The 13124-nt window shown below is 75.6% G+C and carries 10 protein-coding genes; 9 read left to right on the top strand and 1 reads right to left on the bottom strand.

From position 1 onward, the window contains the following. Positions 1-148 precede the first annotated feature (148 nt). On the bottom strand, positions 149-1264 hold the full coding sequence (locus ACZ5WK_RS27710) for a glycosyltransferase family 4 protein (RefSeq protein WP_465551159.1): 1116 nt from the start codon (positions 1262-1264) through the stop codon (positions 149-151). 302 nt (positions 1265-1566) lie between these two features. On the opposite strand from ACZ5WK_RS27710, the gene ACZ5WK_RS27705 reads away from it, so the two are divergent. The 9 genes from ACZ5WK_RS27705 (at position 1567) to ACZ5WK_RS27665 (ending at position 12986) form a co-directional block, all read left to right on the top strand. Next, the gene (locus ACZ5WK_RS27705; RefSeq protein WP_465551157.1) at positions 1567-2706 is read left to right on the top strand and encodes a glycosyltransferase family 4 protein; all 1140 of its coding nucleotides are present in this window, start codon (positions 1567-1569) and stop codon (positions 2704-2706) included. A gap of 331 nt (positions 2707-3037) precedes the next feature. Next, positions 3038-4900: a nucleotide-binding protein gene (locus ACZ5WK_RS27700; protein ID WP_465551155.1), complete on the top strand. Its 1863-nt coding sequence runs from the start codon at positions 3038-3040 to the stop codon at positions 4898-4900. Further along, complete coding sequence (locus ACZ5WK_RS27695; protein WP_465551153.1) at positions 4897-6027, top strand: glycosyltransferase; 1131 nt, start codon at positions 4897-4899, stop codon at positions 6025-6027. The genes ACZ5WK_RS27700 and ACZ5WK_RS27695 overlap by 4 nt, the downstream gene beginning before the upstream one ends. Positions 6028-6085: 58 nt before the next feature. Then, the gene (locus ACZ5WK_RS27690; RefSeq protein ID WP_465551151.1) at positions 6086-7144 is read left to right on the top strand and encodes a GNAT family N-acetyltransferase; all 1059 of its coding nucleotides are present in this window, start codon (positions 6086-6088) and stop codon (positions 7142-7144) included. Then, a complete protein-coding gene (locus ACZ5WK_RS27685) occupies positions 7144-8844 on the top strand; it encodes a hypothetical protein (RefSeq protein ID WP_465551149.1) in 1701 nt (566 codons plus the stop codon). The genes ACZ5WK_RS27690 and ACZ5WK_RS27685 overlap by 1 nt, the downstream gene beginning before the upstream one ends. Beyond that, on the top strand, positions 8841-10034 hold the full coding sequence (locus ACZ5WK_RS27680; protein WP_465551147.1) for a DegT/DnrJ/EryC1/StrS family aminotransferase: 1194 nt from the start codon (positions 8841-8843) through the stop codon (positions 10032-10034). Before ACZ5WK_RS27685 ends, ACZ5WK_RS27680 begins: the two co-directional genes overlap by 4 nt. 129 nt (positions 10035-10163) lie before the next feature. Beyond that, complete coding sequence (gene mscL, locus ACZ5WK_RS27675; protein ID WP_465551145.1) at positions 10164-10622, top strand: large conductance mechanosensitive channel protein MscL; 459 nt, start codon at positions 10164-10166, stop codon at positions 10620-10622. A gap of 460 nt (positions 10623-11082) precedes the next feature. Beyond that, positions 11083-11898, top strand: coding sequence for a DUF6643 family protein (locus tag ACZ5WK_RS27670; RefSeq protein ID WP_465551141.1), 816 nt, complete (start codon positions 11083-11085; stop codon positions 11896-11898). 209 nt (positions 11899-12107) lie between these two features. Continuing rightward, positions 12108-12986: an MOSC domain-containing protein gene (locus tag ACZ5WK_RS27665; RefSeq protein ID WP_465551139.1), complete on the top strand. Its 879-nt coding sequence runs from the start codon at positions 12108-12110 to the stop codon at positions 12984-12986. Positions 12987-13124: the final 138 nt, after the last annotated feature.

Below are 13124 nucleotides of genomic sequence, written 5' to 3'. Positions count from 1 at the left end.
TCCCCGTGCCGGCGCACCCGGGCGGAGTCCCTGCTGGCTCCGTCGTACGGGCGCGCCGCGCAGCGAAGTATGCGCCTGTCCGGCGTCCGTTCCCAGGGGCGGATGCCGTTTTGACGCATCGTCGGTGCGCGCCCCGGGCACGGGCCGGTCAGCTCCGGCGCCAGACCTCGGTGAACAGGCCCTGCCAGGCGTCGGTCACCACGCCGAGCTCGTTCTGCGCGAGCGTGTGCGCGCGGGCGGCGGCGCCGAGCGCGGCACGGTCGCCGGCCAGCACCTCGGCCAGTGCCTCGGCGAGCGCGAGCGGGTCTCCGGGGGCGACCAGGGCGCCGGTGACACCGTCGCGGACCACCGAGCCGACCCAGCCGACGTCGGTGGCGACGGCGGGCAGCCCGGCCAGCCCGGCCTCGATCAGGACACCGGGCACGCCCTCGCTGTCGCTGGTGAGCAGCAGCGCGTCGGCGGCCCGGTAGAGCGGGCCAGGGTCGGCGAGGGTGCCGAGGAAGTGGGCCCTGGCCGCGGCCGGATGCTGTTCGAGGGAGGCGCGCTGCGGGCCGTCGCCGGCCACGGCGAGGCGGACGTCGGGGAGCCGGTCGAGGGCGTCGAGGGCGAGGTCGAGCCGCTTCTCCGGCGCGATCGCGCCGATCCAGGCGACCAGCAGACCGTCGGCGGGCAGGCCGAGGGCGTGCCGGGCGGCCCGTCGGCCGGCCTCGCCGTCGGCGGGCGGGTAACGGTCGGCGGCGCGGGCGTTGGGGATGGTGCGAACCTTGCCGGCGGGCAGCCGGAAGCGGTCCCGCAGGACGCCGCGGGCCTCGTCGGCCAGTGCGGTGACGACGGCCGCGCGGTGCAGCAGGACGCCGGTGCGCAGCCGGCGCAGTGGGCTCGCCGTCCAGTGCCGGGGGTCGCCGATGGAGACGTAGACGAAGGGCGTGCGGGTGCCGGCCAGGGCGAGGGCGCAGGCCGGGAGGGTGGACGAGCCGTGCGCGACGACGAGGTCGGCGGTGCGGGCCGCGGCGCGCAGGGCGCGCAGGGTGGCGGGGTGCAGCCGGCCCGGTCCGAGCACGGTGGTGGCACGGGTGTCGGGCGCGTCCGGGTGGGCGTCGGGGTGCGGGGCGAGGGCGCGCAGTGCGGAGGCCTGGCCGCGGCGGCGCAGCTCCCGGTGGAGGTCCCTGGCGAGGTTCTGGGCGCCGCGGCGGCGCGGATCGGTGATCAGGTGCAGGATGCGGGGGCGGGTTCCGGCCGTCTTCGCCGGCGTCGCGTCGGGCATGGGAACGACCTTGGCACAGGGCCCGGCGCGGTACAGCCCGTTCGCGCAACCCCGTGGTGGCCTGCGCGCCCGCGTGGGTACTCCCGCGAGGCGCCGCGGGATGCCACCGCCCGCCGGGCGCACCGGCTCTGCGCCCTGCTGCGCGCCCCCGGCCGCCCCCGGCCGCCCCGGGAGGCGGGGGAGCGTCCTGGCCGATTCCCTGGCGGGCGGCGGCCGCCACCTGCGATGCTGATCGGCAATCAGGGTGCCGGCCGGCAGGGAGACCGGGCGCGCCCCAGGAGGGCGGGGGTTGGCCTGTGCATGTGCTCTATGTGATCGACAGCGTGAGCCGGGTCGGCGGGGCCGAGCAGGGTCTGGTGGCGATGGCCCCCCAACTGGTGCGGGCCGGGGTGAAACTGGACGTCGCGTACCTCAAGGACTCCCCCGGCGGCTTCCAGCCGGAGCTGACCGGGGCCGGTGCCGACGTGTTCGGCGTGGGCCGGGCCACCCGAGGGCGGACGGGCGCCGCACTGCACCGGCTGATCCGGGAGCGCCGGCCGGACCTCGTGCACACCACGCTCTACGAGTCCGACGTGCTCGGCCGGGCCGCCGCCCTGTCGGCCCGCACCCCGGTGGTCTCCAGCCTGGTGAACTCGTCGTACGGCCCGGAGCACCGGGGCGCGCGCGGGCTCAGCCCGTGGAAGGTTCGGGCCGCACAGGCGGTGGACGCCGCGACCGCCCAGGGCACCCGGCGCTTCCACGCCCTCACCCGGTACGTGGCCGGGACGATGGCGCAGCGGCTGCGGGTGCCGCGGGACCGGATCGACGTCGTCCCGCGCGGGCGCGACCCGGAGCTGCTGGGCTCCGTCACCCCGGACCGGCGGGCTGCCGTCCGGTCCGCGCTGGACCTCCCGCAGGACGTCCCGGTGGTCCTCGCGGCGGCCCGCCAGCAGTATCAGAAGGGCCTGGACGTGCTGTTGGAGGCCTGGCCCGGGGTGCTGCGCGCCGAGCCGGACGCGGTGCTGCTGCTGGCCGGCAGCGAGGGCGGCGAGACGGCCCGGCTGACCGCGCTCGCCGCGGCGGCGGGGAACGTGCGCTTCCTCGGGCCGCGCGACGACGTGTTCGACCTGATGGCCGCCTCCGACGCGTTCGCCGTGCCCTCCCGCTGGGAGGGGCTGGGCAGCGCCGCGATGGAGGCGATGGGCGTCGGCGTGCCGCTGGTCTGCGCGGACGTGCCCGCGCTGCGCGAGACGGTCGGCTCGGAGGACTACGCCCGGCTGGTGGCGCCGGAGCGGCCGGCCGAACTGGCGGCGGCGCTCACCGACACGCTGGAGGACCGGGCGGCGGCCCGGGTGCGGGCGAAGGCGGCCCGGGCCCGGTTCCTGACCTCGTTCACCCTGCACCAGGTGTCGGCACGGATGGTCGAGTTCTACGAGCGGTCGCTGCGGGTGCGCGCGGTCTGACGGGTTCCGGCCACTACCGGGCCGTTCGTCGGGAATCGGCCGGTCCCAGTATCGCCAAAGCGGTTGCGCCGCACGTCGCGGCTCGGCAAGCATCGCAAGGGGGGACCGGCGGGGGCGGCGGGCCGAGAGCGGGCTCGCGCGGCGACGCCGGACGGGGAACGCCGGGGAGCGAGTCGTCAGGGGGGCGAGTTGCGACATCAGCCGAGGGATCCCACCGTGCCGCGAGTCCGGCACAGGTAGCAGCACCCGGACCGTCGCGCTCCCGAACGGGCCGCCCCCGGGCGGGAGTTCCACAGCACCACCGCACCACGAACGCGAGGGGATCCAACCGGTGGAACCGGCAAACCACTTCACCGTCCTGCGGCGGTACTGGCGGCTGCTCGTCGGCTGCACGCTCGCCGCGCTCGTCGTCGGCTGGCTGCTGACCCCGGCCGGTGACACGGTGGACAACGCCAAATGGAAGTGCAAGGTCGCCATCACGCCGGTCGCGGGGGCCGGCGACACCGTGCGGGCCGACCAGGTGCTCTCGTACGCGCAGGGCTCGGACGTCGCGACGGCGGCGGCCAGCCAGCTCGGCATCGCCGACGCCGCCGCGGTGATCGCCCGCCGGACGGTGACGGCCGACAGCGCCCAGATGCTGTCGATAGCGACCACCGGGCCGACCCAGCAGTCCTGCTCCGACTTGGCGGCCGCCTACTCGGCCGCGATCATCAAGGGCTTCAGCGACGAGTCCGCCAAGAGCGCCGCCGAGACCATCAAGAAGCTCCAGTCGCAGGCCGACGCCCAGCAGAAGGCGCTCGACGACATCCAGCAGCAGTTCAACCGCTCCTCGGCCGGCGACCAGCCCAAGCTCCAGCCCAAGCTGACCGCCGCGTCCACCTCGCTGACCGCGACGCTCACCGCGATCAGCAAGTTGCAGAACGGCGCCCAGACCGACGCCATCCAGCAGTGGGGCAGCATCGACGCCCGCCAGGGCACCAGCAACCTGCTCTCCTCCCCCACCCGCAGCGTCCGGCTCGGCCTGGCGGTGGCCCTCGGCCTCGCCCTGGGCGTCGTCGCGGCGCTGATGCTCAGCCGGATGGACACCCGGCTGCGCACCCGCAACGCGGTCGAGGAGGCGTTCAACCTGCCGGTGATCGGCGAGGTGCCGCAACTCTCCCGCCGGCTGCGGCGGTTGCGCGAACCGCTGGTGCGCGCCCGGCCGTCCGACCCGGCCGCCGAGGCGTACCGTTCGCTGCGTTCCACCCTGCTGCTCACCGGCCCGGACGCGCTCGCCCTGCCGGCCCACGGGCAGACCAGCCGGGAACCGGCCGAAGGCGTCGCGCGCCGGCTCGGCCGACCGGCGCCGGTGGTCCTGGTCGCCTCCGGCAGCAGCGGCGACGGGCGGACCACCACGGTGGCCAACCTGGCCGCCGCGCTCGCCGAGACCGGCCGCGAAGTCCTGGTGCTGGACTGCGACTTCCGCCACCCGCAGCTGCACGCCCACCTCGGCGTGGGCGGCGGGCCGGGCATGGCCGAGCTGCTCAGCGGCGAACAGCTGGGCGAGCTGGACGAGTTGATCCGGCCGACCAACGTCGAGGGCGTCTCGCTGATCACCGGCGGCAACACCACCGCCTACCCGGCGGCGCTGGTGCTGCGGGCCGCCGAGGTGCTGCGCCGGGCCCGGCGGCACGCGGACGTGATCCTGGTCGACACCTCCCCGCTGCTGCACGCCAATGACGCGTACGACCTGGTCCAGCACGCCGACGCGGTCCTGGTGACCGTGCGAAGCGGCAACGTGACACCGGAACAGGCGGACCGGGTGGCGGAGTTGCTCTCCCGGACGGGTGTGCCGGTGGCCGGCGTGGCACTGCTCGGCACCTACGGCCCGGCCGGGCGGCGGCGACGCAGCACGGCGGGCGGCGGTCCGGTGGCGGTCGGCGGCCGCTCGGCGCAGACCGCCCTGCCGCGCGCGGCCGCTCCGGCGACGGCACCGGCGCTGGAGCGGGCTCGGGAGCGCGGGGCCGAGCGGCCGGCGGAACGGTCGGCGCCCAGCTGGGCCCGGCGCGGCGCCGACGGCCACCGTGTCGACGGTCAGGGCGGTCACGTCGGCCAGGGAGGCAAGGGCGGGCACGCCGCCCAGGGCGGCCCGGACCCCGAGGGCGACGGCGACCACGACGAGCCCGCCCTGCTGCGCGAGGCGGAGGAGCGGTGAGCGGGCCGACGAGGGTCCTCTGGCTGGCCAAGGGCCTCGGCCGCGGCGGCGCCGAGCAGCTGCTGCTCAACTGCGCCCGCCACGCGGACCGTTCACGCTACGAGATCGAGGTCGCGTACGTGCTGCCGTGGAAGGACGCCCTCGCCCCGGCACTCGTCGAGGCCGGGGTGCGGGTGCACTGCCTCGGCGGTGCGCCGGGCACCCCCGGCCGGGCCGACCCGCGCTGGCCGCTGCGGCTGCGCCGGCTGCTCGCCGGCCGCCGCTACGGGCTGGTCCACACCCACATGCCGATCCCGGCCGCCGCCGCCCGGCTGCTGGCCCCCACCGCCGGGTCCCCGCGGCTGGTGCACACCGAGCACAACGTCTGGGAGCGCTACCGGCCGGCCACCCGCTGGGCCAACGCACTGACCTACCGGCGCAACGACGCGGTGATCGCCGTCTCGCACGCCGTCGAGCGGACCATCCCCGCCGAACGCCGACGCCCCGGCGACTGGGTTCACGTGGTGCACCACGGCCCCGATCTGGCCGGCGCCCCCGGCGGTCCGGCCGCCCGCGCCGCCGCGCGCACCGAACTCGGGCTCCCGCAGGATGCGTTCGTGGTCGGCACGGTCGGCAACCTCACCCCGAAGAAGGACCAGGCCACCCTGCTCGCGGCCCACGCCACGCTGCGCCGCCGGCACCCGCAGGCCCGGCTGGTGCTGGTCGGCGCCGGCCCGCTGGACGGCCGGCTGCGGGCCCGCGCCACCGAACTGGGCGTCGCCGACAGCGTGTTGTTCGCCGGTTCGCGCTCCGACGTGCCGGTGCTGCTGCCCGGACTGGACGTGTTCACCCTGAGCTCCCGACAGGAGGGCCTGCCGGTGGCCCTGATGGAGGCGATGACCAGCGGCCTGCCGTCCGTCGTCACCCGGGTCGGCGGCATGCCGGAGGTGGTGGACGACGGCGGGCAGGGCCTGCTGGTGGAGCCCGGCGACCCGGCCGCGCTGGCCGAGGCCCTGGCCCGGCTGGCCGGCGACCCGGAGCTGCGCGAGCGCCTCGGCGCGGCGGCCCGGGAGCGCGCGAAGGGCTTCGACGTGGCGGGCGCGCAGCGGGCCGTCGAGGCGGTGTACGAGCAGGTCCTGCGGCGCTGAACCCCCGACCACCGCCTCCTCCGGAGGCCCTACCACCGAAATGAGTGCGAGTCCGGACGTGAGTGCCCTGCCCTCCCCCGCCGAGCCGGCCTTCCGCCCGCTCACGGACGCCGACCTCCCGGCGGTACTCGACCTGCTGACCGCCTCACTGGCCGGCGGCCCGACCGGCACCCGCACCGCCGAGTTCTTCACCTGGAAGCACCGGCAGAACCCCTTCGGCGCCAGCCCCGGCCTGCTCGCCGAGACCCCGGACGGGCGCCTCGCCGGCGTCCGGCTCTTCCTGCGCTGGCAGTGGCACGAGGGCGCCACCGGCCGTACGATCGCCGCCGTCCGGCCGGTGGACACCGCCACCCACCCGGACTTCCAGGGCCGCGGCATCTTCCGCCGGCTCACCCTGGACCTGCTCGAACAGGTCTCCGGTGAGACGGAGTTGGTGTTCAACACTCCGAACGGCAAGAGCCTGCCCGGCTACCGGACGATGGGCTGGCAGGAGCTCGGGACGGTCCCGGTCGCGCTGCGGGCCGTGCGCCCGGCGGCGTTCGCCCGCGGCGTGCGCGCCGCACTGGACCGCCGTCCGGCCGGTCCGGCGGCGCCGGTCGCCTGCCAACTCCCCACCGCCGGGGACTGGTTCGATGCCCAGCCGGCCGACGGCCCGCTGGCCGAGCTGCTGCGCGAGCGGGCCGCGGCCGACGCGGCCGACCCCCGCCTGGCCGTGCGCCGCACCCCGGAGTTCCTGCACTGGCGCTACGGGCGGGCCCCGGGCCTGGACTACCGCGTCCTCACCGCCCACCGCGGCGGCGAACTGACCGGCCTCGCCCTCGGCCGGCCCCGCCGGCGCGGCCCGCTGGCCGAGTTCACCCTCGCCGACGTCCTGGTCCGCCCCGGCGACCGGGACAGCGCCGCCCGGCTGCTGCGCGCCGCCGCCCACGAGTCCGGCTGCGACCACGTCGCCACCCACCTCTCCCCCGGCACCGAGGCGGCCGCCGCCGCACTGCGCACCGGCTACCTGCGCGCACCGCGCACCGGCATGCGGCTGGCCGCCCGCACCCCGGCCGGCCGCACCGAACTGACCGTGGCCGACTGGCGGTTCACCCTCGGCGACCTGGAGGTCTTCTGATGCCATGGCCGGCCCCGGCGGCCCGGGCCGCGCTGCACCCCGCCCGGGCCGCACTGACCCGCGTGCCCTGGCCCTCCACCGTCGCGGCCGCGCTGGTGACCGGCTACGTCACACTCTTCGTGCTCGCCATGGTGCACACCTCGTACGACACCTGGGGCGCACTGCTGATCCTCCCGGCGCTGATGGCGGTCGGTACCCCGATCCTCGCCCGGATCGCCGCCGCCAACCCCGAGCGGGACGTGTTCCGCCTGCTGCTGCTGGCCATGACGGCCAAGCTGCTCTGCGCCTTCCCCCGCTACCTGATGGCGTTCGTGCTGTACGGGGGCGCGGCCGACGCCAAGATGTACCACCAGAAGGGCACCGAGCTCGCCGTCTACCTCGACCAGGCCGACCTGTTCGCCGGCGTCCACTACGACCTCGGGATGAAGGTCGCCGGGACCGGCTTCGTCATCATCGTCACCGGCGTCGTCTACGCGATCACCGGGCCGTCGCTGATCGGCGGGTTCCTCGTCTTCTCCTGGCTGGGGTTCTGGGGCCTGCTGCTGTTCTGGCGGGCGCTGCAGATCGCGTTCCCCGAGGCGGACACCCGCAAGTACGCCAAGCTGGTCTTCTTCCTGCCCTCGCTGCTGTTCTGGCCGTCGAGCATCGGCAAGGACGCCTGGATGATGTTCTGCCTGGGCCTGACCACCTACGGCACCGCCCGGCTGCTGGACCGCCGCTTCGGCGCCTTCGCCTGCATCGCGCTCGGCTCGCTCGGCACCGCGATGGTCCGCCCGCATGTCACCGCGCTCGCCGGGGCCGGACTGATGGTCGCGTACGTGCTGCGCAAGCGCCCGCAGCAGGCGAGCGCGCTCGGGCCGCTGCGGACCATCCTGACCGCGGTGGTGCTGGGCGCGATGGCGGTGCTGATGCTCCAGCAGGTCTCCACCTTCTTCGGCACCGACGGCACCGGCGGCGACGCCGTCAACCAGGTGCTCTCGGAGACCTCGCGGCGCACCAGCCAGGGCAACTCCATGATCAGCGCGACCGCGCCGGAGGACGCCGCGCCCAGGTTCAGCCTCAATCCGGCGGGGCTGCCGGTCGCCGTGGTCAGCGTACTCTTCCGGCCGTTCCCGTTCGAGGCGTCCAACATCCAGAACCTGATCCAGTCGGTGGAGTGCTTCGCGCTGCTGGTGATGTTCATCCGCAGCTGGCCGCGGCTGAGCCGCTTGCCCCGGCTGTTCGTGCAGCGCTCGTACCTCGCCTTCACCGCCGTCTACACGCTGCTGTTCTGCTGGGCCTTCTCGACCATCAACAACATGGGCATCCTGTCGCGCGAGCGCGTCCAGGTGCTGCCGCTGGTGCTGGTGCTGCTGGTCGTCCCGGCGGCCACCACGGCCCGCGGGCCGGCCAAGCGCCGCTCGCCACCGGTCTGGCGGGTCGCGCCGGGGCAGTGGGGTGGGCGGCTGCGGCCGCCCGAGGTCCACGCCGTCGGCCGCGTCGGCGGTCCGGGCCGCACGGAGGCCGCTGCGTCGTCCGGCTCGCCGCCTCCCTGCCCACCACCGCAGCCCTCGCCCCGGTCACCGTCACAGTCCTCGCCCCTGCCCTCGTCGCAGCCCTCGCCCCGGTCACCGTCCGGGCCACCGTCGGCGGGCAGGCTCCCGTTCCCGCGCAACTCCGAGTCCCAGTCACCGTTCCAGGGGGGATCCACCGCGCCATGACCACCGACACCCTTGCCCTGCCCGCCGCCCTCGGCGGCACGCCCGCGTTCCCGGACGGACTCCCGCTCACCCGCGTGCGGGTCCCCGACCGCGCCGCGCTGCTGGAGCGGCTCGGCACCGTCCTCGACAGCGGGCAGCTGACCAACGGCCGCACCGTCGCCGAACTGGAGGAGACCGCCGCCAAGCTGCTGGACGTGCCGCACGTGGTGGCCGTCTCCAACTGCACCGCCGGCCTGATGCTGGTGCTCCAGGCCGCCGGGGTCGAGGGCGGGCGCCCGGTGGTGATGCCCGGCTTCACCTTCTCCGCCACCGCGCACGCCGCCCACTGGGCCGGCGGCACCCCGGTGTTCGCCGAGGCCCGCGAGCAGGACATCACCCTCGACCCCGACGACGCGGCCGCCCGGCTCGCCGCCGCCGACCGCCCGGCCGCGCTGATGGCCACCCACGTCTACGGCACGCCCTGCCAGGTCGAACGGCTCCAGGAAGCCGCCGACGCGGCCGGCGTGCCGCTGGTCTACGACTCGGCGCACGGCTTCGGAAGCCGCCGCAAGGGCGTGCCGGTCGGCAACTTCGGCTACGCCGAGGTGTTCTCGATGAGCCCGACCAAGGTCGCGGTGGCCGGCGAGGGCGGCCTGGTCGCCACCCGCGACGCCGGCCTCGCCGGCCGGCTGCGCACCGCCCGCGACTACGGAAACCCCGGCGACTACGACACGCTCTTCCCCGGCCTGAATGCCCGGATGAGCGAACTGCACGCCGCCGTCGGCCTCAACTGGCTGGCCGGGCTGCCCGAACGGGTGGCCCATCGAGGCACTCTTGTGGCCGAGTTCGCCGCGGAGACTTCCGGCCTGCCGGGGCTGCGGCTGGCCCTGCCGGAGGAGGGCGACGTCTCCACCTTCAAGGACCTCACGCTGATCCTGGACGCCGCCGCCTTCGGGCTCACCGCGTCCCGACTCGCCGACGCCCTGAGGGCCGAGGGCATCGACTCGCGCCGCTACTTCCACCCGCCGGTGCAGCGCCAGCGCGCCTACGCCCACCTCGGCCAGGCCGAGGCCCTGCCGGTGACCGACCGGCTGGCCTCCGCGGTGCTCACCGTGCCGCTCTGGTCGCACATGGACGCACCCGTCGTCCGCCGGATCGCCGCGGCGGTGGCCCGGATCCAGCCGTACGCGGAGCGCCTGCGCGCCGCCTGACCGGCCGCCCGCCCGGTTAGGCGGATCGGGTGAACGCGGTTGGACCGCGGGCACCCCCGGTCGGCAGGATGTCCGGCCGGGGCCCGCGGTCCCATCTCGCCCTCCCCCGTCCGGATTTGGAGTCACCCGGTGCTCAAGGGATTCCGCAGCTTCCTGCTGCGCGGAAACGTCGTCGACCTCGCGGTCGGCATCGTCATCGGCGCGGCCTTCACCGCCGTCGTCACCGGGTTCGTCACGGCCTTCCTCACCCCGCTCATCGGCGTCGCCACCGGCGCCGTCGGCGACTTCACCCAGAAGACCTTCGCGGTGGCCGGCACCGCCTTCCCGTACGGCGTGTTCGTGAACGCGCTGATCAGCTTCGTGCTGGTGGCCGCGGTGATCTACTTCATCGTGGTGGTGCCGGTCGGCAAGCTCCAGGCGAGGCTGGACGGCGCCAAGCCGGCACCGGTCGCCAAGGCGGACTGCCCGGAGTGCCTGAGCCCGATCCCGGCGGCGGCGGTGCGCTGCTCGTTCTGCACCTCCGAGGTGGCCGGCCGGCCGGGCTTCCCCGCCCAGGCGTCCCACCGGCAGCCGGCCCAGGCCCGCTGACGCCCGGGCCCCCGGCACACACGCCCACGGCCCGTACACGACGACCCGCACACCAGGGCCCACACATCCACGACACACCGGCCCGCGGCCGCGCAGGCTCGCTGACCTCGGGCTTCGCGCCCCTGACCAGCCCTCACGGGAAATTTATTCCCGAAACATTCACGAGCCGCTGCCGGCCCCCCGGCAGGGGCTCGAATGCGCCAGCGCACGCCCCGCCCGCAAAGGTTTCTTCGCCCGGACCGGAACCGTCCACTGCCCCGTCACCGCACCGGCCTTCGCGGGCCCCGTCCGGGCTCCGTTCGAGGCCGCACCCCGGCCCGAACCTGGCCTGAACTCGCTGCCAGAATGTCCGTTCTTACTACTTTCGAAACCTTTGTGCGAGCGAAGACTGTGTAAACACTCGAACTGCTCGGCCTCCCACTCTCCTCAGCAGGCGCATTGTGGGCTTACCGTATGCCCCATGACCTCGCCCCGCTCCTACGACGGAGTCGGCTACCCCTCTCCGTCCTTCTCCTCCGGCACGCCCATCTACGACTCCCTCGTCGCAGAGCGCGGTGTCCCGCAGATCGCGCCCATCAACGTGCCGGCCGCCCTGCCGCCGGCACTGTCGTCCGGTTACGGATCCGGCCTCGGCCCGTCCTACGACAACCGGTACGGCGGTGGGTACGACACCCCCGGCAGCAACCTCCCCGCGCTGCCGCCCGCCCGCCTCGCCCTGGGCCCCGGCCCGAGCAGCGGTCCCTCCGCCGGCCCCGCCACGACGTACATCCCGGCCCAGCCCGCACCGGCGTACGCCTCCGCGCCCCAGCCGCCCGTCCCCGGTTACGGAGGCCCGCAGCCGTACCTGTCCGGCCAGCGTCCGCAGGCTCCCGCCCCCGGCTTCTCGCAGGCCACCGGCGGCGGCTACCAGCCGTCCGGCGGCCAGAGCTTCGGCGGGCAGAACACCTTCGTCGGCGCCGGCCAGGGCGGCCCGCAGTCCTTCGGCGCGCAGCCGATGGGCGGCCCGGGGTCCTTCGGCGGCCAGCCGCAGCCCGCCGGCCAGCCGAACGGCGGCCCGCAGAGCTTCGGCGGCCAGCAGTCCTTCGCCGGCGCCGGCCCGGCCGGCGGCCCCGGCTTCCAGGGCCAGGGCGGCGACCAGGGCTTCGGCGGCGCCCAGCTGCGCCCGGCCGTCTCCCCGGTCGCGCCGGTCCGCCCGATGCAGCCGCAGCGCCCGGGCGCGTACGGCGAGCCGGGCCAGTTCCAGCAGGGCTACCAGCCGCAGGGCCAGGGCTACTGACGCCCTCGGGCCGGCCCCACCCGGCCCGAACCCGCACCACCTGAGCACCACCCGGCGCCACCGCGCGCCGGGCGTACGGAGAAACGGGTCATCCACGGACCGCCCGGACCGCCCCCCACGGCGTCCGGGCGGTCCGTGCGCGTACGGGGTGCCGCAGCCCCGGCCACCGGGGGTGCCGGCGGTCCGGCGGGTGCTGGCAGGATAGGGGGATGCTGCTCACCGGACTCCACGTCTACCCCGTCAAGTCGATGTACCGTCTGAGCCCCGCGAGCGCCCGGGTCGAACCGTGGGGTCTGGTAGGCGACCGCCGCTGGATGCTGGCCGACGCCACCGGACGCTTCGTCAGCCAGCGCGAGAACGCCGCCCTCGGCCAGATCCGCGCCGAGCTCTCCGAGAACGGCACGCTCACCCTGACCGCCCCCGGCGGCTCCCGGATCGACGTCCCGGCTCCGGCCGTCGCGGCCGGTGACCCGCTCGCCGAGGTCGAGGTCTGGGGCACCCGGTTCCGCGCCGCCGAGGCGGTCAAGGAGGCCCACCTCTGGATCGCCGAGCACCTCGGCGACTACCGCCTGGTGCACCTGGACGACCCGCGGGCCCGCCCGGTCGACCCGCAGTTCTCCGCGCCCGGCGACACCGTCTCGATGGCCGACGGCTTCCCGCTGCTGCTCGTCACCACCGCCTCGCTGGAGAAGCTCAACGCGCTGATCGGCGAGGAGCACCCGGAGGGCCACGAGACCCTGCCGATGGAGCGGTTCCGCCCGAACGTCGTGGTCGGCGGCGCCGAGCCGTGGGCCGAGGACGGCTGGCGCCGGATCCGGATCGGCGGGCTGACCTTCAAGGTGGTCAAGCCGTGCGGCCGGTGCGTGGTCACCACCACCGACCAGGAGAGCGGCGAGCGGCGCGGCCCCGAGCCGCTGCGCACCCTGGCCCGGCACCACAAGCTGCTCAAGAAGGCGGCGTTCGGGCAGAACCTGATCCCCGAGCGCCCGGCCGGCACCGACGGCGACGTGCTCGGCACGCTCCGGGTCGGTGACGAGGTCGAGGTGCTGGAGGACGGCGCCCACTGGCCGGCGAACGAGACGGTCTGAGCCTCCCGGCCGCCTCCTTCGTTCCCGTCCCGTCCGGAACCGGAACTGTGCGCGCTCGTTGAAGCATGTGGTGAAGACGAAACGGCCCCCGGCACCTCTCTGCGCCGGGCGGCCGGACCACCCGCGCGGGCGCGCTAC

The sequence above is a fragment of the Kitasatospora sp. NPDC032757 genome, assembly GCF_055579305.1.
This window is presented reverse-complemented; position numbering and strand designations above follow the sequence as displayed.